At 51.7% G+C, this 22737-nt stretch carries 18 protein-coding genes and 1 pseudogene; 9 read left to right on the top strand and 10 right to left on the bottom strand.

All coding sequences use genetic code 11. The features are described from left to right. Positions 1–437: 437 nt before the first annotated feature. On the bottom strand, positions 438–1139 hold the full coding sequence (locus ACG2F4_RS11495; protein WP_395260849.1) for a metal-dependent hydrolase: 702 nt from the start codon (positions 1137–1139) through the stop codon (positions 438–440). A 243-nt stretch (positions 1140–1382) separates the two neighbouring features. On the opposite strand from ACG2F4_RS11495, the gene ACG2F4_RS11490 reads away from it, so the two are divergent. Both ACG2F4_RS11490 and ACG2F4_RS11485 read left to right on the top strand, forming a co-directional pair. Next, positions 1383–2060 carry an L-threonylcarbamoyladenylate synthase gene (locus ACG2F4_RS11490; protein WP_395260848.1) on the top strand — a complete coding sequence of 226 codons (678 nt, stop codon included), beginning with the start codon at positions 1383–1385 and terminating at the stop codon, positions 2058–2060. Then, a complete protein-coding gene (locus ACG2F4_RS11485) occupies positions 2057–3133 on the top strand; it encodes a 6-phosphofructokinase (RefSeq protein WP_395260846.1) in 1077 nt (358 codons plus the stop codon). The genes ACG2F4_RS11490 and ACG2F4_RS11485 overlap by 4 nt, the downstream gene beginning before the upstream one ends. Before the next feature lie 63 nt (positions 3134–3196). Here ACG2F4_RS11485 and ACG2F4_RS11480 read toward each other — a convergent pair whose 3' ends face one another. From ACG2F4_RS11480 to ACG2F4_RS11445, 8 genes and pseudogenes are all read right to left on the bottom strand, one after another. Further along, the gene (locus ACG2F4_RS11480) at positions 3197–3781 is read right to left on the bottom strand and encodes a tetratricopeptide repeat protein (RefSeq protein WP_395260851.1); all 585 of its coding nucleotides are present in this window, start codon (positions 3779–3781) and stop codon (positions 3197–3199) included. A gap of 78 nt (positions 3782–3859) precedes the next feature. Then, positions 3860–5674, bottom strand: a pseudogene (locus ACG2F4_RS11475) (protein kinase); the annotation flags it as partial. A gap of 54 nt (positions 5675–5728) precedes the next feature. Next, positions 5729–6787: an S-methyl-5-thioribose-1-phosphate isomerase gene (gene mtnA / locus ACG2F4_RS11470; protein ID WP_395260844.1), complete on the bottom strand. Its 1059-nt coding sequence runs from the start codon at positions 6785–6787 to the stop codon at positions 5729–5731. A gap of 334 nt (positions 6788–7121) precedes the next feature. Then, a complete protein-coding gene (ggt, locus tag ACG2F4_RS11465; protein WP_395260842.1) occupies positions 7122–8819 on the bottom strand; it encodes a gamma-glutamyltransferase in 1698 nt (565 codons plus the stop codon). Between the two features lie 182 nt (positions 8820–9001). Beyond that, entirely contained in the window at positions 9002–9910 is a 909-nt protein-coding gene (xerD, locus tag ACG2F4_RS11460) for a site-specific tyrosine recombinase XerD (RefSeq protein WP_395260840.1), read from the bottom strand. A 102-nt stretch (positions 9911–10012) separates the two neighbouring features. Then, on the bottom strand, positions 10013–12457 hold the full coding sequence (locus ACG2F4_RS11455) for an HD family phosphohydrolase (RefSeq protein ID WP_395260838.1): 2445 nt from the start codon (positions 12455–12457) through the stop codon (positions 10013–10015). A 117-nt stretch (positions 12458–12574) separates the two neighbouring features. Beyond that, positions 12575–14572, bottom strand: coding sequence for an NAD-dependent DNA ligase LigA (ligA, locus tag ACG2F4_RS11450; RefSeq protein ID WP_395260836.1), 1998 nt, complete (start codon positions 14570–14572; stop codon positions 12575–12577). 15 nt (positions 14573–14587) lie between these two features. Continuing rightward, complete coding sequence (locus ACG2F4_RS11445; RefSeq protein ID WP_395260834.1) at positions 14588–15688, bottom strand: helix-turn-helix domain-containing protein; 1101 nt, start codon at positions 15686–15688, stop codon at positions 14588–14590. A gap of 222 nt (positions 15689–15910) precedes the next feature. Between ACG2F4_RS11445 and ACG2F4_RS11440 the strand changes: the two genes are divergently transcribed. The 7 genes from ACG2F4_RS11440 to surE all read left to right on the top strand — a co-directional run bounded on the left by ACG2F4_RS11440 (position 15911) and on the right by surE (position 21523). Then, positions 15911–16624, top strand: coding sequence for a ComF family protein (locus ACG2F4_RS11440; protein ID WP_395260832.1), 714 nt, complete (start codon positions 15911–15913; stop codon positions 16622–16624). A 400-nt stretch (positions 16625–17024) separates the two neighbouring features. Beyond that, positions 17025–17660: a hypothetical protein gene (locus ACG2F4_RS11435; RefSeq protein ID WP_395260831.1), complete on the top strand. Its 636-nt coding sequence runs from the start codon at positions 17025–17027 to the stop codon at positions 17658–17660. 10 nt (positions 17661–17670) lie between these two features. Continuing rightward, a complete protein-coding gene (locus ACG2F4_RS11430) occupies positions 17671–18312 on the top strand; it encodes a histidine phosphatase family protein (protein ID WP_395260830.1) in 642 nt (213 codons plus the stop codon). 216 nt (positions 18313–18528) lie between these two features. Continuing rightward, the gene (gene ubiE / locus ACG2F4_RS11425) at positions 18529–19218 is read left to right on the top strand and encodes a bifunctional demethylmenaquinone methyltransferase/2-methoxy-6-polyprenyl-1,4-benzoquinol methylase UbiE (RefSeq protein ID WP_395260828.1); all 690 of its coding nucleotides are present in this window, start codon (positions 18529–18531) and stop codon (positions 19216–19218) included. A 50-nt stretch (positions 19219–19268) separates the two neighbouring features. Then, complete coding sequence (gene fabZ, locus ACG2F4_RS11420) at positions 19269–19715, top strand: 3-hydroxyacyl-ACP dehydratase FabZ (protein WP_395260827.1); 447 nt, start codon at positions 19269–19271, stop codon at positions 19713–19715. Then, positions 19712–20539, top strand: a complete 828-nt coding sequence (gene panB, locus ACG2F4_RS11415; RefSeq protein ID WP_395260825.1) for a 3-methyl-2-oxobutanoate hydroxymethyltransferase — start codon at positions 19712–19714, stop codon at positions 20537–20539. The genes fabZ and panB overlap by 4 nt, the downstream gene beginning before the upstream one ends. Positions 20540–20761: 222 nt before the next feature. After that, entirely contained in the window at positions 20762–21523 is a 762-nt protein-coding gene (gene surE, locus ACG2F4_RS11410; protein ID WP_395260824.1) for a 5'/3'-nucleotidase SurE, read from the top strand. 353 nt (positions 21524–21876) lie between these two features. On the opposite strand, the gene ACG2F4_RS11405 is transcribed toward surE, so the two are convergent. Then, complete coding sequence (locus tag ACG2F4_RS11405) at positions 21877–22737, bottom strand: lipase family alpha/beta hydrolase (RefSeq protein ID WP_395260822.1); 861 nt, start codon at positions 22735–22737, stop codon at positions 21877–21879.

The following is a 22737-nucleotide window of genomic DNA, read 5'->3' as shown; positions in this document are numbered from 1 at the left end:
TTGTGAGAATTAACATCCCTAAGATATTGAATATCAAGCGTTTGCATGGCCTTTCTTAGTTTAAAATTGTTAAAATCCTAACCCCTAAACGCGTTTATTAGCATTAAATGATACTGCTGCTGGACTTTACCAAACCCTGTGAGCTTCTTTCAGTTGCCGGATCATTTTCACCGTGTTTGCCGGTCGGTTCAACAGCCCGAGGCAGGTACCCGTTTGCTGTTTTAGCGTGTAGCTCTGGATTGCCGGCAAGATCACGCAGCGGTATCTAGTTTTTCGCAGGATCGGTTTTCTAAGTTCCCTATCCCAATATAATAAAATAAGCCGGTTGATAGGGGGCTCACCACAGGTTTAGCATTTTTTTAACAGTGGCGGCGGTTGTGCATTGTACAACAAAACCGTGCTTCCAATCGGGCGAAAGCACGGTTTGACGTAGTTTTTTATTTCAGGAAGTTTTTACCCGCTTCTGGAATCAGAACTTCGGTGTCGGAAGATTCCTCGGTGAGTTCTTTGAAATCTTCCGGGCTGCCCGTAAGGACGGGAAAAGTGCCGTAATGGATCGGTACTGCATATGCCGCATCGATCATTTCGCAAGCCCAGGCGGCTTCTGCAGGCCCCATGGTGTAGTGATCTCCCATCGGAACGGCGATCAGGTCGGGCTCGTAGAGCTCGCCGTACAGTTCCAGGTCCGCAAAAATATTGGTATCTCCCAGGTGATAGAAGGTGAAATCGTCGAATTCCACTACCAGCCCGCCGGGGTCGCCCGCATATTCGCCCCCGAACGAGGAGCTGTGATTGGCTGAAACCAGGGTTACGCTGAAATCGTCAAACTCTATGGCCCCTCCCTTGTTGAATTCCACAGCCTGGTCTTCCGACAACCCGTGTTTTTTCAGTAGCCCCGAGAGCTCCACAATCGAAACCACATCGCATCCGGTCCGCTTGGCAATCTCAATGGTATCGCCCACGTGATCTTCATGGCCGTGGGTGAGCAGTATATAATCGGCCTCGGAGGGGGATTTAAACTCATCGGGGGTCGTGGGATTGTTTTTCAAAAAGGGATCGATGTAAATGATGTTGCCCTCCGGGCTTTCCAGTTTGAAAGCGGAATGTCCCAACCAGTATGCGTTGACAGAATTGTTCATGGTGTGAATGATTTTTAATTAACTTTTCAAATTTTAGTTGACTATCCTGACTCAATATGTTATTAATAAATCAGCCGGTTATATATCATCTATTGTATTCAACAACAAGCTTATGGTTTTAACAGCTTTTCTTTTTTAACAGTTTCAGAACAAGCGTTGCAATCTGATGTTGGCATGTTATATAACCGCTTCGATCCATGTTAACAGCCAAAGTTAACCTTTTAAATTACAGAGGTAGGTTTTATGGCCGAACGTATAAAACTCCATCCCGAAACCCCCCACGTAAAACGAATTTTTGAAATTGCTGATATGCTTAAACAGGGGAGTATAGCGCTGTTTCCGACCGACAGCCAGTATGCGCTGGGATGCGAATACACGAATAAAAAAGGAATTAAACGGATCCGGAATATTCGACAGATGAATGATGACGACCACCTGACAATTCTGTGTGATTCACTCTCCGGGATCGCAAAATTTGCCCACATTTCCGATCATAATTTTAAGCTGATCAAACGACTGATACCCGGTCCCTATACCTTCATTCTGCCGGCCACCAAAGAGGTTCCCAAGCTGCTGGTGCATCCCAAGAAAAAGACGGTGGGCATTCGGGTGCCCGATTATCCGATCTGTGAACTGCTGGGCAGGGAGGTGGGCAACCCACTGGTCTCCATTACCGCAAAAAAACCGAACATCGGGGATGAAGAACTGGCCAACTACGAGCGCGAGCCTTTTTTGAGAGAATTTGAAAAGCTCGTGGATATCATTATTGACAACCAGCAGGAGCTGCCCAGCCGGGAGACGACCATATTGGATATGACGGATGACCAGGCAAAAGTGCTGCGCAGCGGGCTGGGTGCCGAGCAGGTTGAACAGGTATTCCGAAGCCAGGGTGAACCACTCCGGGAGGTTGCTGCAGAATGAGAATAGCGATTAACACCGGAGGGGGAGATGCACCCGGGCTGAATGCCGCCATTCGGTCTGCTACACTAGCTGCACTGAAACGAGGGTGGGAAGTGTTTGGGATCAAGAACGGGTACGGCTCAATCTATACCGATACCCCCTTTATCAAGATGACAGAGGAGTCGGTGCGGGGCATTACCCTGCTGGGCGGTACCATTCTGGGGACCGCCAACAAGGGGAATCCGTTTGAGATGCCCTGCCGGCAAGAGGATGGAAGCATGGGCCTGAAAGATGTCTCTGACCACCTGGTAAAAAAATTCGATGAGTACAACATCGATGCCCTGGTGGCTATTGGCGGCGACGGATCCATGCATATAGCCCACAAGCTGACCAAGAAAGGGATCAAGATAGTTGGAGTGCCCAAAACCATTGACAATGACCTGTGGGGCTGCGATGTAACCCTCGGGTTTGATACCGCCCGCAGTATCGCCACCGAGGCGATCGACCGGATTACCACCACGGCGGAGTCGCACGAGCGGCTGATGGTTGTGGAGGTAATGGGGCGCTACGCCGGGTGGATTGCCCTGTATTCCGGGCTGGCCTCTACTGCCGATGTGATCCTGATACCTGAAATTCCGTTTACCTACGAAGCGATTATCGAAAAGATTGAAGAGCGGAAGTCCAAAGGCAAAAACTACACGATGATTGTGGTAGCCGAGGGGGCCAAGGTCAAGGGCGGGGATATCGTGACCAAGGGAAAGACGCTGGGGCAACAGGAGCAGCTGGGCGGCATCGCCAGCCAGGTGGCCACCGAGTTAACCGAACGGACCGGGCAGGAGTCGCGCTCGGTCGTCCTCGGGCACCTCCAGCGCGGGGGATCACCGACGACCTACGACCGGCTGATCTCGATGCGCTACGGGGCCTCGGCAATCCGGTGCGTGGAAAACGGTGATTTTAACGAGCTGGTGGTATTGCAGGATAACAAGCTGACGACCATCCCTCTCAGCGAAGTGGCGGGGAAAATGAAATATGTGCCGCTCGACAGCGATATCGTGCAAACGGCCCGGGACGTGGGTATCTGTCTGGGGGATTAAAATCCTGTTGAACCGAAGGCGGGGTGGAATTCCCGAAAATCATTTGAGGTATCTTGCAGCAGCTTATTGGTCCCAGTAATCGCTCATAAAATTTTTCCACTTCTTTTTACTGTTGTCATACACCCGCTTCAGGTCGGAGGTTAGCTTTTTAAATTCCGGGTGATTATGTAACTCGTTCCAGGCGGGATTTGACACAATCCAGGGATAGTTTTCATAACCCAGGTAGATCGTTTTCCGGAGCCAGTGCAGGGCTTCCGAGCTGTTCTCTTCCACCACGCAGTAAGTGGCCATCCGGTAGGCCATCTCGCAGTCGGTCGCCGAAATGGCCAGCAGCTCATCGGTTATGAGTTTGGCTGCTTTTTCGGGCTCTCCGTTTTTTACATAACACATCGCCAGTGTGGGGTAGGTCATCCGGCGGGAGGGGTCATCCCGGATCACCGATTCGAGGATCGGAATCGCTTTCCCGTATTGTTCCGCGCGAAAGTACAGGTATCCCTCCGTGGTCTGAAGCAGCGAATGTTGAGGTTCCAGGGACAGCCCTTTTTTCACCTCTTCCCATGCCAGCTCCAGTTCCCCTTTGTAGTGATAGATGCGGGCCCGCCGGTTGTATATCTGGGTTGCCGCTGTGGGATTGTGTTGCAGGGCCATCCCGAAAAGGCGAAGGGCATCTTCATAGATTCCATCAAGCTGAAAGATGATGCCGGCTCCCAGAAATACTTCTGCGTCGTGCCGCGTCTGTTTGAGGAGAACCTGGATGTCGCGCCGCGCCTGCTCCTTTTCGCCACGCCAAAGGTAGGTGTAGGCGCGCTGCAGCTTGGCCTCTGTATTGGAGGGATCGATCTCCAGGGCTTTTTCAAGATGCCGCTGGGCAGCCATAAAATGGGTGTGCCCTCCGAAACCGTTGACTACATAATTTAAATGAACGCGCCCCAATCCGGCCTGGGCGGGAGCAAAATCGGGAGCGGTTTCAAGCACGGTTTTGAACTTGTTTTTACTCTCCTCAAGGTCACTCGGGTTGCTGGATCCCCAGAGAAACCTGGAGAGCAGCGCGCGGGCTTCGAGGTATATTTCCGAGAGATGGTCGGCCAGTGCCGGCGATTTTTTTTCGGGTTTTTTCATTTCCAGGTTTTCCAGGTTGAACAGCGCTTGTTCAACCTGGTCGGTAATATCGCTTTGAACTTTCACCAGGTCGAATGAGGGAACCTCGATGGTATCTCCGGCTGCGATCGATTTGCCGGCCACCTCCAGCAGCTGCCAGTTGAGGTTGAAACCTTCATCTGACCTGAAATAGGAGCCAGTAAGAATATATTCCGATTCCAGCCGGTGACCGGCCTGTATTTCGTCTAGGCTGCGGTCGGAAAGAGACAGAAAGGCACCGGGCGGGCGAATGCGAACCGAAGAGTTTTGTGCGAGCCTGTTGGCAATCGCATCTGTCATGGCAAGGCCAAAATACCGATTTTTCCGTCTGGCAGCCTCCCCGGCCTGTTTAAATGGAAGGACAGCGACAGAGTTTTCCGGTATCTCCTTGTTTTCAGCCTGGTCAAAAAAGTCGGTTAGTATCGATAAAAGGCTGCTGCGCGGGCGCGACTCCGACCTGGTGCTCGGGGCCGGAGAAGGCAGAACTGCAGAATGTTCGCCGGGTACGGTTCCGACCTCAAAGTCCATGCTTTTCATAATGGTCTTCAGCCCCTCGCTCAGCTCGGTGACCGATTTAAAACGGTTTGAAGGCTGTTTGTCCAGAGCCTTTAAAATTACGTTCTGCAGCGATTCGGGCACCTCATCCCTCAATGTCTGCGGCCGGATCGGATCAGTATTTTTAATCTGGTGAATAAGTCCGCCCTGTCCGGCACTTTCAGGGACCCAGAAAGGATGGCGACCGGTTGTAATTTCGTAGAGGATAACGCCGACCGAAAATATATCCGACTGCTCGGTACTTCGCAGGGTTACGAATTGTTCAGGTGCCATGTAGGCAACGGTGCCCATCTGTTTGGTCCGGGATCCCTGCGCTCCTTGGGGAGATGGGCCAAATCCGAATTCAGACTCATGGACTGGCCTGGGCTCTTTCTCCTCATCTGTGCGCTTGCGGGCCAGCCCGAAATCCAGGATTTTTACCAGTCCGGCTTCGGTGATCATGATATTCGCCGGTTTCAGATCGCGATGCAAGATGCCCAGGCGGTGGGCTTCTTCGAGCCCCTCCGATATTTATATGCCTACGGAGAGGGCAAACTGCATATTGAGCGGCTCTTCCTCAACAAGCTTTTCAAGCGTTTTGCCGGGTACATGCTGCATCACCATATAGGGACGCTTTTCATATTCGCTGACTTCATAGATGGTACAGACATTCGGATGCTGGATAGCGGAGGCCAGCCGTGCCTCCTCCAGAATTTCAACCCGTACTCGTTTTTCAGAGGAGCGTTCCGGGTGAACGATTTTAATCACCACCGGCCGCATCAGCTTGGTGTCTGTTGCCAGGTATACGGTACCCTGCGCGCCGGATCCCAGCTTCTGATGAATCTCGTAGTGGTGTATTTTTTCGATCATACCGTAAAGTGAAAATGCCGGTACCGGGTAACATAACCGGTTTGCAGAGTTTCCCTAATCCTTAAAAAGTTTTTTAAAGTTATCCTCAAAATTCGGTTTGATGATCCCCTTTTCGGTGATAAAACCGGTAATATATTTATGGGGCGTCACATCAAAGGCGGGATTATAGGTCTCGACTTTGTCAGGGGCCACCTGCGAGCCGTTGAAATTAGCGATTTCGTCCGATTCCCGTTCTTCAATCGGAATGTCGGTACCGTCTTTGAGTTCCATGTCGATGGTGGACAGTGGCACCGCCACGTAAAACGGGAGGTCGTGCTCACTGGCCAGAACCGCCAGGGGGTACGTACCGATTTTATTGGCTGTATCTCCATTCGCTGCCACGCGGTCGGCTCCCACGATGACCATATCGACCTTGTTTTGCTGCATAAGCGACCCCGCCATGGAATCGGTGATCAGCTTCATCGGTATTTCGGCGTTCATCAACTCCCAGGAGGTCAGCCGGGCTCCCTGCAGCAGGGGCCGGGTTTCATCTACCCAAACGTGGATATCTTTTTTCGCCTCGTGAGCGTGGAAAATGACCGAAAGTGCTGTCCCATATTGTGCGGTGGCCAGGCTACCGGTATTGCAGTGAGTCAGGATATTCGCTTTATCGCCGACCAGATCCAGCCCGTTTTCACCGATCTTCTTGTTGATTCGCTTGTCCTCGTCATGGATCGTTTTGGCCGTTTTAAGGACGATATCCTTGATCTCGGAAATTTCCTTTTCCTTGTGGGCCTGTATGGTACTTTTCAACCGGTTTAACGCCCAGTGCAGGTTTACAGCAGTGGGACGAGCCGATTCCAGGTAATCCGCGATTCGTTCCACCTCTACCCAAAAGCTCTCGAAAGTGCTTTCGGGCAGGTCTTTAATGCCCAGGTAAAATCCATATGCCGCTGCAATGCCGATCGCCGGGGCTCCCCGTACCCGCAGCTTTTTAATAGACTCCCAAATGCGGCCCACGTCTTCAATGTCGCTGTATACCTCGCGATTGGGAAGGTAGGTTTGGTCCAGAATTCGCAGGTGATCGCCGCGCCATTCAATAGATTGTACAGTGGTCTCGGTATCGTTGGCCATAACTTGTTTTATCTTTTTGTGTTGGATTCAATCCTTTCGACTCCTCTCATTGCAATCCGTATTCTATCAATGATCCGGTATGCTGTTCCTCACAATGTTGTTAAACGTTTATAGATCGAAGCGTTATTGTATGCTGAATATACCAATTTGTGCGCAAGTGTTAATGACAGATATAGTGCAAAGATGATGTGGCAAGACCCGGTTTAACCGGCTTTCCAATTTTTTAGCTGTGATTACATATTGAGTGGAATACGCCCTTTGGAGTTTTCTCCGGCAGAACCCCAAGCAACACACTCCCCACAACCCAAAACTCACGACCCACGACCCACAACCATCAATACCCACTCACATAGCCGTCTCCCCTGGGATCAGCGGCCCCATGCCGTATTCCTGTCTCATCAACATAAATAATGTGCGAGCGCCCGATCGTATCTCGTGTAGTCAGGCGATGCCCCTTTTTGACCAGCTCCTCCCGCGTATCCCGCGTGAGCCCGTAAGGTTCATAAAAAAGTTGGTCTGGCAGCCACTGGTGGTGAAACCGGGGTGCACTCAAAGCCTGCTGTGCATTCATTCCGAATACGGCGATATTTAGAAAGTTTTGGAGGATGGCCGTGATAATTCTGGGCCCACCCGCGGCCCCCAGCATCATGCGGATCTCTCCTTTTTGGGTGACGATGGAGGGAGACATGCTGCTGAGCATCCGTTTGCCCGGTTCTATTGCGTTGGCTTTGCCCTGTACCAGGCCGAACATATTTGGCTCGCCGGGTTCGGCAGTAAAGTCATCCATTTCATTATTGAGGAGGAATCCGGCCCCGTCAACACTGATTTTGCTCCCAAACGAACCGTTGAGCGTGGTGGTTACCGCCACGGCGTTGCCTTCGTCATCCACAATGGAGTAGTGCGTAGTTTCGGATGATCGGAACCCCGGGATCGAACCGTGATCGATGTTGTCGCTTTCGGTGGCCTGCATGGGATCAAAACTTTGCATTCGTCGATCGCTGTAGGATCGACTTATCAGCTGGCTGACGGGGATATCCACAAAATCGGGATCACCCAGGAAATGGGCGCGGTCGGCAAAAGCACGACGCATCGCTTCGGTAAGCAGGTGAATATAGTCAGTTGAATTGAAGCCCAGCTCGCGCAAAGGATAATTGTCAACCATGTTCAGGATCTGTGCGATGGCGATGCTGCCGCTGCTGGGCGGCGGCATGATATGCAGATCGTAGCCCCGGAAATGTGTTTCAACCGGATCCCTCCAGGTGCTCTGGTAATTTTTGAGATCCCGGTGTGTAATTAATCCGCCGTGCCGGTTCATTTCGCGGACAATCATATCCGCGGTGCGCCCCGAATAGAAACCCTCCCGCCCAAAACGGGCAATACGATCCAGTGTTTGCGCGAGGTCTTTTTGGACAAACCGGTCGCCCTCGGCAAATGGTCTCCCGCTTTGCTTGGTGAAATACCTGCGGGAGCCTTGGTACTGCTTAAAAGAGGATGCGTGGTTATTGAGCGTCTGGGCCTGGGTCCAGGAAAGGGCATATCCTTCCCTGGCCAGCGTAATGGCCGGGCGTATGACTGCCTCAAGGGGGAGGCGGCCATACCGTTCGGTCGCTTTGATCATGCCGTCTACCACGCCGGGAACGCCCGAGGCCAGGATCGAGCGCCGGCTCAAGTCGGGCTGGTATTCCCCGTTACGGATAAACATGTCACGGCTCGCCCGGTCGGGAGCGACTTCCCTGAAGTCCAGCGCACGGGTTGTGCCACCGGCCAGGTGAAGTACCATAAATCCCCCGCCCCCGATATTGCCGGCGCGTGGCAGCGTTACGGCAAGGGCAAATTGAACGGCCACGGCAGCGTCAACCGCATTACCTCCCTCTTCCAGGATCTGGCGTCCAATATCGGCGGCTTTTTGTTCCGCCGCTACGACCGTGCCCTGTTCATAAGATTTGGTCCATCCGATCTGGGCATGGGTTGGTTTAACAAAGAGGAGGGAGAGCAGGAAAAATGAGAGCAGAAGTTGGAGCGGGTACCTCATCAAAAACAGGTGTGATTGCGAGTGTTGGTTTAAACGGGAATATAAAAAAATATGCTCTGGTTTGCGCGGGAATGAGGAAACCGGGAGAAATGATGCCGCAGATTTTCAGCCATATCCCGGACTTGAAGGCAGATGAATGAAGGGGTAACCCTCAGGTATATTGAAAGGAACTCCACGGGAAGCTACGCCCGCGGGTGGAATTCTTTGTGTACCTGGTGCAGCAGGCTTCGGTCTACGTGGGTATAAATTTCTGTTGTGTTGATGGAGGTGTGTCCCAGCATCTCCTGAACGGCGCGCAGGTCGGCTCCGCCCTCCAGCAGGTGGGTGGCAAATGAGTGCCTGAAAATATGGGGATACACATTTTTTTTGATGCCCGCCCGTTCGGCTGCGTTATTCACAATATTCCATATACTCATGCGCGACAGCGGTCCCCCGCGGTTATTCAGGAACACCCGGTTATTGGATTTCTGAGGATTCTCCTCGCTCAGGTAGTTCGGCCGGATATATTCGATATAGTGCTCCACGGCTTCTTGTGCCTTTTCTCCCACCGGTACCAGCCGTTCCTTATTGCCCTTCCCGATTACGCGAATAAAGCCGATTTCAAAAAAGAGACTGTCAAGCTCCAGGCCTGTCAATTCGCTTACCCGCATGCCGGTAGCGTACAAGCACTCCATGATGGCCGCATTGCGGATACCCTGGTCAGTGGTTCGATCCGGAACTTCCAGGATTTGCACAATCTCATCCGGGGTAAGGACCTCTGGAAGCTTTTGCGCTTTTTTCGGCAGATCTACCAGCTCTGCGGGATTAGTCTTGGTCATATTTTCGACTACGGCAAACTCGTGGAAGTTGCGGATACTCGAGACGTTCCGAACGATTGAGCTGGTGGAGAGGTCCATTGCCGAAAGTTCCTCCAGATAATCCTCAATATGTTGGAGCGTCACCCCGGCAAGATCCTTGATGCGAAGGTCCTGCGCCAAAAATTTCAGATACCGGTTGAGGTCATTTTTATAGGCCTCAACCGAGTGCTCGGAAAGTCCTTTTTCAACCCGGATAAACTGGAGATAACGACGAAGTTCGTTGTCAAACTGCATGAGGGATAATCAAAAAAAGATTTATAAAGAGGTTTTAACCCGGATTCCATCCAAATCCCGGTATTTCAATTTCCTCCCTGAAAAATACTGACTGCGGGACTCCTACGTGTTAATATAGTCATCCACCTTGGGTGGTGGCGGGGTTTCGGATTCGGGAAGTGTAACGTCGGTCGATTTGTCGTCGGTGATTGTGGTGTCTGCAGCTATCTTTTCGACCTGTTTTTTTCCCTTATCTTTCTTGTCTTCCGGATACTCAACGCGGCTGTGATAGATACCCATCAGGATATTCAGGAAGGTTTCCTTAATAGAGCGGAGATCCTGGAACGTAAGCGGACAATTGCTGAGCTGCCCTTCATTAACCCGGTCGTCCACCATCTTGTTGACCAGGTTTTCCAACTTCTGGTAGCTTGGATCCTTCATGGCCCTGGAAGCGGCTTCGACCCCGTCGGCCAGCAGCAGGATCCCGGTTTCCTTGGTGCGGGGCAGGGGACCGTCATAGCGGAAATCTTTTTCCTGGATTTCATCCTTCTCTTCATCGGTATTTTCTTTGGCTTTCTCAAAGAAAAACTTAATCAGCGAGGTGCCGTGGTGGGTTTTTATAAAGTCAACAATGATCTCCGGGAGCCCGTGATTGCGGGCCACTTTTACCCCGTTGCTTACGTGTGCCTTGATTACCAGGGCACTCATGCGCGGTTTGAGCTTGTCATGCTCGTTGGGTCCGGACTGGTTTTCCACAAAATAACCGGGATTTTCCATCTTCCCGATATCGTGGTAGAGAGCCCCGACGCGGCATAAAAGACCATTGGCCCCGATAGATCCGGCGGCGGCTTCCGAAAGGTTGGCTACCTGCAGGCTGTGATGAAACGTGCCCGGGGCCTTCGTCATCAGGTCTTTGAGCAGCGGCAGGTTGGTATCGCTGAGCTCCAGCAGGGTAAAGTCGGTTGTGACGTTAAACACTTTTTCAAAAAAGAGAATCAACGGGTAGGTAAACAGGATAAAGACAGAATTAATAATAACAAACAGGAGGTCCGTGGCAAGTTCATTCCACCCCTCAAAGGCGGTCATATTAAACCCGATAAGAATGACCGCGTACGAAACGAAGACGATACCCGGCGTTATAAAGAAGAACTGGGACCGTTTTTTGATGTCGCGCACCGAAAACAGGCCCAGGCTGCAGGCCACCGTGGTGGCTGCGACATATTCGAAATTATTCCCGATGATGAGGCCGGTCAACAGGGCCAGGCTGATTGTGGACAGCAAACCCACCCGCGAGTCGAAAATGATGGTGAGAATGATCGGGGCCACGGCCACAGGTACGATGTAGGGGGATATATCATTGAGTCCGTAGGAGATGGAACTGGCAATACAGATAATGCTCATGGCGATTACCACCAGCAGGAGCATGGAGTTGTCATTAAAAATGGAGCGCCGATACAGGTACAGGTAAAAGATAAATACGGTGATGATGGCCATAATCGCCAGTACATCCCCGAAGTAGCGCAGCCATCGTTCAGTATCACTCGCATTTTGGGCCCGGGCCTCGGCCAGGCTTTCCAGCCAGTTGGCTTTCTCCCTGTTAACCAGGTCACCCTTGCGGATGATCACCTGCCCCTGGGAGACGGCCCCCTTGGTGGTGGAGATATTGGCCAGGGCCTCGTCAACCCGGGATTCAGTGTCATTCCTATTAAAAATATAGTTGGGTTGAATCACCTGGTTGAACAGCTGCGACCCGGCAGAGGCGATCTCCTCGAAATAGGAGCGGGAGAGCCGGAAGCGGGCAAACTCTTTTACCTCGTCCATGTCGCGGACGTTTGCCACGCTGTAGGTACGTTCGGTGCGTTCCCTCAGGTCGCGAACCGTAATTTCATCGAGCGAGAGGGTGTCTTTTTCAGCGTTTATGATTCCGTCGCGCAGCACTTCGTTGATCAGGTCTTCGAGCTGCTGCTTGAGGTCATCTCCCACAAACTGTGCGCTGCCGTTCTGCTGTGTGCCCACCCCGTTGACCTTGGCATAGTTTTCAAGCAGGGCCCGCCAAGACGATTCGGAGAGGTTGACCTCCGCCAGATTCATCTCCCGGACAAACCGGAGGCTGTCATTGGAGGTGGTGCCGTTGTCTTGAGTTTTGGACTGCTGCCACTGCAGGTATGACTGCAGAACCGGCTGCATATCTTTAAAAAGAGAATCCAGCCGGCTCTGAATGTTAATTTTCGCCTTGTGATCTATATGGAAAATCGGGGGGGTGCTCTGCCTTATGTTTTGCCGTTCCTGGTCGATCTCCTGCTGGGTTTTTTGAAGCGGGAAGGTAAAGGGGGCTGTTAAATCCTCTGCGCGCCAGGGTTCGCCCACCGTGTAGTTGATCGGCTCCTTGAACGATGTGTGGGGTACGGAGCTGATCAGTACTCCCAGAAAACCGACCAGTATGAGTGCACGTACATATTTATTTCTTTTGAGAGAGGCGGCCTCTTCCTTCCTTTTTTTCTTTTCTCCAATGACAGGTGCACCTGTATTGGACTTCTGGCCGAGTCCCAATTTGTCTAATAACCCCATGAAAGAAGGTTTTATGAGCAATTACATTGCAAATTGTAACAATACATAAAGCTGCAACTCTGTTAAAGTAATCATTCAGGTTATATAGAAAAAATTTAATGAGCAGGAGACAAACGCCTATTCCCCGATCATATTGCGCAGGTCCTCTTCGCTGATTACGGGAATTTCCAGCTCCTGTGCCTTGTCATACTTGCTGCCGGGCGATTCGCCGGCCAGCAGGTAATCGGTGTTTGAGCTTACGGATGAGGTCGTCTTGCCACCGTGACTTTCAATCAACTCGGTTGCTTCTTTACGTGTTAACGTGGGAAGGGATCCGGTGAGTACAAATTTTTTGCCTTCCAGTTTACCGGAGGCCTGTTCCTCTTCCTCCATCTGGAAACGGAGTCCGTGAGAACGGAGTTTTTCCACGGTTTCCCGGTTTTTTTCGTTACGGAAGAAAGCGGAAACAGAGGCCGCTATTTTCGGCCCGATGGCATCAATGGCCGTCATGTCTTCCTGACGGGCATTCATCAATGCATCCATGGAGCGCAGGCCCCGGGCCAGGTCCCGGGCGACGGTAGCCCCGACGAACCGAATGCCAAGGGCGTAGATGACCCGGTCGAGCGGTTGCTGCTTGCTCTGCTCGATCGCACCCAGGAGGTTTTGCGCACTCTTTTCGGCCATCCGTTCCAGCGGAAGCAGCTGATCTGCAGTAAGGTCATACAGGTCGGCGTACGTCCGGATAAGGTTGTTGCTCACCAGCTGATCCACGACCGCTTCTCCCAGGCCTTCAATGTCCATGGCATCGCGGGAGGCAAAGTGTTCAATCCGGCTGCGCACCTGCGGGGGACATTGCGGATTGATACAGCGCCAGGCTACTTCATCCCCAAATTTCACGAGTTCTTCTCCGCAGGCGGGACAGTTATCCGGCATCCTGAATTTTGCGCCGCGATTGTCGCGACCGGGGTTTACTACACTTACCACCTGGGGAATGATCTCACCGGCTTTTTCCACCACCACCTGGTCACCCACCCGGATATCCTTTCGGTGGATCTCGTCCTCGTTGTGCAGGGAGGCCCGTTTAACCGTGGTTCCTGCCAGCTGTACCGGTTTCAATTCTGCAACAGGCGTGATTTTGCCCAACCGTCCCACCTGCAGGGTGATGCCCTGGATAGTGGTGGTCGCCTGCTTTGCTTCGAACTTGTAGGCGATGGCCCAGCGGGGCGCCTTGGAGGTGGTGCCGAGCTGATCGCGGAATCGCGCCTCATTGACCTTGATGACCACGCCGTCAGTTTCAAACGGAAGTTCGTGGCGCAGCTCTTTCCACTCCTCAATCTGGCGGTGGACCTCCTCAATACCCTGGCAGACGGTGTAGTGCTCGCAGACGCGAAGTCCATACTTTTTGAGGAGCTCCATTTTGTGAAACTGGGTAATCGTTTCATCCTCTCCGTCGAGCAGCAGATCGAAGCAGAAGAGCCGGATGGGCCGCCGGGATACCTCACGCGGATCCTGCATTTTCAGGGAGCCCGCCGTGGAGTTGCGGGGATTGGCAAACTCATTGAGTCCCTGCTCGTCGCGGTGTTCATTCAGCCGGATAAACGCCTCTCGTTCCATGTAGGCTTCTCCCCGCACTTCCACCACTTCCGGGTAATCGTTGCTCAATGTCAGCGGCAGGTCGCGAATGGTTTTGATATTCCGGGTGATATCATCACCCCGTTCCCCGTCGCCCCGGGTTGCTCCCAATACAAGAGTCCCATTTTCGTACCGCAGTCGGATCGCCGCCCCGTCAAACTTTAGCTCCACCATATAGGTAAAATCGGAATGTCCGAGGATTTCCCGCACCCGCCGGTCAAAGTCGTTGAGCTCAGCTTCATTGTAGGTGTTGTCCAGGCTTAGCAGGGGAACCGGATGCTCTACAGTGGGAAAGTCACTGGAGGGTTCGCCGCCGACACGCATGGTTGGAGAATCGGGAGCCTGTAGGTCAAACTGCTGTTCCAGCTGTTCCAGTTCTTTCAGGTAATCATCAAATTGGCGATCAGAAATAAACGGCTGTGCCTCCTGGTAATAGGCCTTATTGGCGCGGTCCAGAAGGTCGCGCAACTCCTGAACCCGTTGTTCCGCTTGCTCTCGGTTCATGGTATTGCAGTAGGGTCAGTTATCAGTTGGAAAGCTTGGTCGGTCTAAAACAGTGGAGGGGGGAGGAAAGTTTAGTTCCGTGGAATCGGGCGCGGGCTGAAGCCACATGGTATCGCCTTCAAACAGAGAGCGGGAGAGCTCGACATATTGCGAATCGGGGCTGACAGTCGTTAAAAACCGCTCTGTGAAATTTTCGATCGGATGACCGTTCATCAGCAGCTCCATGCGGCTGTAGGGTCCGCGTATCCGAACAACATCAGTAAATTCAAATCGGAACGCCTGGCCTTCTTCAATCCAGTAGGGATTAAATTCGGCCATAACATCCGTGTATACCCGGACAGGGTCCAGCCGGTCGTAGGCCGCGTACACCAGCAGGGTTAGCGTGTCGGACAGGGCCTGGGTGGTTTCTGGCTGGGTTTGTTGCATCTCAACGGCAGTCGTATCGCCGGAATCGGAAAGATTCAGTTGCAGGGAATCAGGCACGATAGCCGGTTGCGAGACGTTTTGCGGCGTATTTTGATCGCTGTTTTCCAGCCCTTCCAAACTGCTGTTCTGGTAAAACCAGTATCCGATAACTCCCGATATTACAAGCAAAACCACGGCAATGCCGATCCATATGCGGGACCTGTTTTCAAGGGGCCTGAATTTGCGCCCCAGGTCAGCCCAGTCGACGGAACTGACAGAAGGGGGAGCGGTCGCGGACTGGCGCCGGGCGGACCGATCTGCAGAGCGGGCGGAGATCTCTGGAGGCCGCTCCGCGTCAGGCTGTTCCGCATCAGACGACTCTTCCGGTTTTTCTGTTTCAGCGGTTAGATCCCCGGGAGGAAAGGAGAACGACTCAACTTCATTCTGTTCCATCAGGTGGCCGTCGTAGGTTCCCAGCTCATAATGATCCAGGGCTTCAATGACCTGCTCCTCTTCAATTTTCAGGGCCTTGCCATAACTCCGGATATAGCTGCGAATATAGGTCTTGTTCTCTTCAAAATCGGTAAAAATGGTTCCATCTTCTATTGCCTGGAGGATATGCACCGGAATTTTCGTTTCATCATGTATATCCTCCAGCGTTTTTTTCTGATGCTCTCGGATGGTAGCAAGGTCTTTACCAAGTGAAGCCATGAGTATTATTTGTGATTAAATAGATAAAAGAGAACTTGAAAATAACAGAGAGACGTAGTCAGTCAAATTTGTAAAAGGAACTCCAGAATATTCAAGTAAATCTAATCAAATATGGCTGATGCCAAAAATTTTTTACCGATTTCTCCAAAACTGCGTAAGGATCCCGGATTGAGCAGGTCTATTCAATAAAAGAACGTGCAAAAACTCACGTATTAAACGGTTATGGGGATATCAAATTTTATCAAGACAGGGCTCGCGGGCATCGTCTTTCCCAACGTTTGTGTCTGCTGCGGGATGGAAGTAACGGAACAGCAGCGGCAGATCTGCACTTTCTGCCTGATGGAGCGTTTTGAGGATGCAAATCCGGAAAATACAGACACCTCGGCGGCCGAGCTGCTTCCCGATGGAGTATGGGCTCAGCATGCGCTCTGGCAATTTGACAAGGGCGGGGCGCTTCAGGACCTCATGCACCAGTTGAAATACAACCACCTGAAACAGATCGGGGTACAGCTGGGGGAGCGGCTGGGCTGGCGCACGCTGCAGCATCCCGGTATCGCTGCAATGATGGAAGAATATTCGTCAAACAGTTTACTGGTACCGGTACCGCTGCACTATATCAAATTTATGCAACGGGGCTTTAACCAGGCTTTTACGATTGCGCAGGGTTTGCAAAAAAAGCTGGACATCCCGATCTGCGGAATCAGTGATGTGGTACGGCAGAAAAACACCAGGAGCCAAACGGGATTTGACCTGGAAGAGCGAAATGCAAACATGAAAGATGCGTTTCGAGTAAAAAACGGGGAGGAGATAGCGGATAAATTGTCCATCGTGGTGGACGATGTCTTTACGACAGGCGCAACTTCTTTTGAACTCGCGGGAAAACTGCTGGAAGCCGGTGCAGATGGCGTCATCATATTGACTGTAGCGCAGGCTTGACGATACTACCCAGTGGCATCAGCTTGAAACTGGATCCTGCCTGGGATAAGATTTCGCATTTATTCACAGTTCTTGGTTTATTACCAACCTCAAGGTGAGCTTTTTCAAATAACCGGGAAAAACCTGCAATCACGCGTATACCCGGTTTGGCTGGAATGCAGTTCTGTAAATTTCGATCTTAAAAGAACATTGTGTGCTCTCTGATCGGAATGTTACTTTTAAGAAGGCGTTGCAAAATGGATTTTTGTCTAAATCAACCTTTTTAGAGGTATTGGGTAATACGCTGAATGATTTACAGATTTGATCGATGTTAAATAAATTAACGCTCAATGTTTAATGCGAGGATGCACCAGGCACCAGCCGTTGGAGGACCGTCCTCTTCAAAAGTATTGGAATGCTCATGAAGCACAAACGAAAAGTCCCTCATCGACTGTTTGCAGAAACCCGGATGGGGATCGTCACCCGGTATGGCGATTGGTTCCACACCACCACCGATTATATCGAGGAGTTTGTCCCCGGTTTGCTGGAAGAAGTGGAGCTGGAGGAGCTGGTGCGAGCAGCCCAGGCGTGGGTGAAAAGTGCTGACAGCCTTTCCATGTTGCTGCTGCTGGGGCTGCTGCTGTTTGTTCCTCCTTTGGTTGCGGCCCTGCTGGCGGTGGCGTTTCACGCGGCCTGGTATTTCAACAAGAGTTCTTTTGTAATGATCTCTCTGAACACCCTGATGGAGTATCTCTACAAAGACGGAACCCAGCTGGTGACTTCCCTGGTTGTACTGAGCTATTTGGGGATTATGGGCGAATATTTTGCAGCAAGTATTGGACTGCTCTTTTTCTTTGTACTTAAACTCGGCCTCCTCAGAAAGCTCTGGGATAAATTATTCCAGATGCGGCAGGAAGTGTTGCTGACACTGAATGACCGGGTCATGAAAATGGTTATTCTCCGGTTTTCGATCAGGGAGAACCTGGTACCGGATGATATCCGGGAAATGGAAGAGCAAATAGTTAGCCTCGCAAGCAGCAGGAAAAAGAACAACTAAATCAGAGCTGATGTCTGAAACCAATTTGTTTATTGTCCGGCACGGTGAGACCGAGTACAACAGGCTGGGGCGTATGCAGGGCCGGGGCATCGATAAATCCCTGAATAAAACGGGGCGACGGCAGGCCGAAGCCACGGCGAGCTACTTGGAAGAGTTCGGCATAGACCTGGCGGTAAGCAGCAGCTTAAAACGCTCTATCCAAACGGCACAAGTAGCAGCCAATCGCTTTCAGGTGGAGCTGGTCTCCTACCGTGAGCTTGACGAAATTAATTTTGGTATTTTTGAGGGAAAATTCTCCGATGAGATCCAGGACGATCTGGAAGCGGTTCATAGACGCTGGCGGAACGGGGAAGTTGACCTGGCTATTGAGGGAGGAGAAAGTCCGTCCCAGGCGCTCTCGAGAGTGCGCGGCCGGATGGATTCTATTATAGAAGAGCACGCCGGTAAAAATATTCTGACGGTACTGCATGGTCGGCTAATACGTATTTTGCTTTCCAGCTGGCTGGGATACGGGTTGGAGCGGATGCACGAGATCAAACACAGCAACGGTTCGCTCAACCACCTGCGATGGAACGGCGAATCATTTGAAATTGTCTGCCTGGACAAGACAAATCACCTGGAGAAAAATATGTCAACAAAGGTGGATACCTAGTGCTGTTACCACTACATTCGTTGCATGCTGACCCATGATTACTGAAAGGGCTGTTCCCCGGGGGATCGAAGGGATATTGTTGCTCGAATCGAGTTTGACAAGATACTGACCAGGGCATGACGCTGAAATATAACCCGGACGGACATCGGTTGCCGAGCCGGACAGAATGTCCGGCTACCGGGAGAATCAAGCGATAAATTTAACAATTGGAAGAATATGAGTGAAAAGGTTCGGAATATGTTTGCCGATATCGCCGATGATTACGATCGCATCAACTCCATCCTTTCGTTTGGAGTTCACCACGCCTGGAGGACCGAGACGGTGCGGCTCAGCGGTGCCGGGCTTGGTGACAAAGTGCTGGATTGTGCCACCGGCACCGGCGATCTGGCGCTGGAGTTTAAAAAGAAAGTGGGGGACGACGGCTACGTGCTCGGTACCGACTTCTGCAAAGAGATGATTGAACACGCACCCGCAAAAGCGGAAGCCCAGAATCTTGTCGTGGATTTTGAAGTGGCCGACGCAATGAACCTGCCGTATGAGGATGACAAATTTGACATTTGCAGTATCGCCTTTGGAATTCGCAATGTCGACGAGCCTGTGACCGCGCTGGGTGAGATGGCCCGGGTGGTTCGTCCGGGGGGGAGTGTGGTCGTGCTTGAATTTGGCCAGCCAGAGGGGATCATGAAATTTCCCTATGAACTCTACAGCCAGTATATCATGCCGGCCATAGGAGGGTGGATCAGCGGCAACCGCGAAGCCTATACCTATCTTCCCAAAACAAGCGCAGCCTTCCCTGCGGGCGACAAGTTTTTAACCCTGATGGATCAGGCCAACGCTTTTTCAAGGCGAGAATATAAAAAATTGACAAGCGGTATCGCCTATATATATGTGGGTACCGTTCAATAAATCTGCTATATTACGCCCCGAGCTGAAACTGCAAGAAATGACGATTGTTTATGGCTGAAATGAAAGTCGAAGAGCTAAAAAAGTATATTCCCCACCGGTATCCATTCCTGTTGGTTGACCGCGTGCTGGAGCTGGAAGAGAAACGTATTGTTACGCTTAAAAATGTGACTGTCAACGAGGAGTTTTTTAACGGTCACTTTCCGGGTGCCCCCATCATGCCGGGCGTATTGCAGGTAGAGGCGCTGGCCCAGAGCGGAGGAATCATGCTGATGAAAAACCAGGTGGAGAATCCCGCGGAAAATCTGGTGGTCTTTACCGGAATCAACAAGGCCAAGTTCCGGAAGTCGGTAGAGCCGGGCGACCAGATTCGAATGGAGGTAATTCTTAAAAATCAGCGCCGCAATTTTGTAACGATGGACGGACTTTCAACAGTAGACGGAAATGTAGTTTGCGAACTGGAAGCTTCAGCGGCGATTGTACCCAGAGAGGAAGCATGAGCACGCAACAGAAACAGAGTCGACCTCCCAAAGTGACTACCCAGACGGTGGTCAACATGAAACGGGAGGGACAGAAAATAAGCATGCTTACCGCCTACGATTACACGATGGCGCGTATTGTAGATCAGGCCGGTGTCGATGTCATACTGGTGGGTGATTCTGCCAGCAATGTGATGGCAGGGCACGAGACCACTGTTCCGATGACGCTTGAGCATATGATTTACCACGCCTCCTGCGTGGTGCGGGGCGTCGGGCGGTCGCTGATTATTGCGGATTTGCCGTTTATGAGCTACCAGGTTACGCCCAAGGAAGCACTGATCAATGCCGGCCGTATGATGAAGGAAGCGGGCGTGCACGGCGTCAAGCTGGAAGGGGGCAAGCCGATTATCGACACGGTGAAGAAAATTGTGGATGCCGGTATCCCCGTAATGGGGCACCTGGGGCTCACCCCGCAGAGTATCTACAAGTTTGGCACCTACAAAGTGCGGGCCAAAGAGGACCGGGAAGCCAAAGAGCTGCTGGAGGATGCGAGGCGGCTCGAAGAAGCAGGCTGTTTTTCCATTGTACTCGAGAAAATTCCCGCTGATCTGGCTGCCAAAGTGACGGAACAACTTTCCATTCCCACCATTGGTATTGGTGCAGGGGCTGCTTGTGACGGGCAGGTGTTGGTGTTGCACGACATGCTGGGACTCAACAAAGAGTTCGAGCCCCGTTTCCTGCGGCGCTATGCCGATCTCCACAGCATAATAACGGATTCGGTAGGCCAGTTTATCAAAGACATTAAGCGGGGAGATTTCCCCAGCGAAGATGAACAGTATGATTAATGTAGAATCGGCTTTTTAGCCATAGAATTAATCTCCCTGCATTTCCTCTTCGGGAAGAGGAGGATACGACCTCAAAAGTGGTAATGACCTGCTTTACAGGCTCAGTGCTTTCCTCCATGAGGAAGGAGAGCAGGAGGAGGGACCCAGAATCGGATGACTTAAAACAGGTTGTTAATTCTTAAAAGCGTTTTATGATAATTTTTCAATCGAGGAATCTGTCTTATGAGTAGTGACAAGCCCCTCATTTTGGTTTGCAATGACGACGGCATTTTTGCGCCGGGTATTCGAGCGCTGGCAGAGGTCGCTGATGAATTCGGCGATGTAGAGATTATCGCTCCCGACCGGCAGCAGAGCGCCGTAGGGCACGCGGTTACCGTGAGCACCCCGCTCCGAAGTCGCGCTTTCCAGATCGACCATCGTTTCAACGGACAGGCCGTATCCGGCACCCCGGCCGATTCCGTGAAGCTGGCACATGACCAGCTGTTGCAGCGCAAGCCGGACCTGGTGGTCAGCGGTATCAACCACGGCAGCAATGCAGGTATTAACATCCTGTATTCCGGCACCGTAAGTGCGGCTACGGAGGGTACGATCCTGGGATATCCCTCGCTGGCGGTTAGCTGCACGGATTATGACGAGGATGCAGACCTGAGTGGAGCTAAAGACGCCGCACGCCGGGTTATCGGGTGGATACTGAGTGAAGGGTTGCCCAAAGGAGTGACCCTGAATTTGAATGCCCCTTCCGGTCCGTTGAAAGGCATAAAATGGGCACGCATGGCCAACAGTCGATACGTGGAGGAGTTTGAGGGACGGGTCGATCCCAACAACAGGAACTACTACTGGATGACCGGCCGCATGCAGCTGCTGGATGAGGGGGATGACATGGACCTGAGTGTGCTAGAAAAGGGATATGCCTCTCTTACGCCCATTCAATATGACATGACCGCCTATACGCTGCTCAAAAACACGGAAGACCTCGAGCTTTAGCAGCAGTACACAGTCGGCAGCCGGCCCGTTGCCGGGAAAGAGCGGGTGTACGGGATTGGAGCAACTCTTCAATCAGTACGTCATGCCTAACCCGGATTTCTCACGAGTATTTCGGATAAGATCATGTCACTTTATGGATGACCATACCTTATACCATTTTTTACTGCCAAATTATCATTACAGCCTGTAAAAGGCTGCGAAATGGGCCTTTCAGCTGCGTTGAAGGGCAAATAAATCACCGGCTCAACGTACCAACGTACGTCTGCGCAGCCATTTGCCCTTCGCCTTGCTGAAAAACCAATTTCTTGGTGATAAATCCGGGCTAATTCCCCGAGTCGTCTTTTGTTTGCGGGTTAAAAGCCTTTTTCCTGCAGCATTTTCAGCACATCCAGCCAGAACGACTTGACGACCGGCATCCGATCTTTGTCGGTGCGGAGGCTCATCTGCTCCAAATGTGAAATCGGTGCGGTTTTGATATGTTCACCCCAAATTGCGCTTCGGGCGGAAACCAGTCCGTCATTGATTCCTTCATTTTCGTAGATGTGATTGTTTTGAAAACGGATCACCGTCTCTATGGGAGCGGTTGTGCCTTTTCCAACGGCCGCACTGAAAGAGAAATAGGGGATCGACTCCAGGTTTCGGATCTCGTTGTTGAACCGTTCCTGCACGTAGCTGCGTGTTAGCTGTTTTACCGAGCCGATGGCGTCACTTTTGGTTTTGGGGTAGACGCGGTCTCCCATCCAGTCAAAGAAATCGCCAAGCTTGCCCTGTACGGAATCGGGCGCTTTCAATACCAGCTCAGCAAGGCTGGTGCCGTGGTGAGGAGTTGCAACCGTGGTGAGCGAGGCCACATATCGCTCCAGCTCCAGCTTTGAAAGGGCATAGCGTATGTCGAGTCCGCCCATGCTGTGGGCAACGATATTGAATTTGGAGATGTCGTACCGCTCCGAAAGCTGCCGGATCAGCGTTTTCCACTCTTTTGAACGGATCTCAATTTTGGCATAGGGTACAATATTGGGCGCAAACGCCGGCACGCCGTGCGAGCGCATAAACATGGCGACATCGTTCAGCGGTGAGGGCTTGACGAGAGAGGCAAATGCACCATAGCCGTGGCAAAGCAATACGGGATGCCGCAACTGTATGTATTCAGGTTCAGGGAATGCTTTCAGCTTGAATTTTTTGAACCACTTTTCACTGTTGAATTGATCGAGCAT

The sequence above is a fragment of the Halalkalibaculum sp. DA3122 genome (genome assembly GCF_043951865.1).
GTDB lineage: Bacteria > Bacteroidota > Rhodothermia > Balneolales > Balneolaceae > JAMQKA01.
This window is presented reverse-complemented; position numbering and strand designations above follow the sequence as displayed.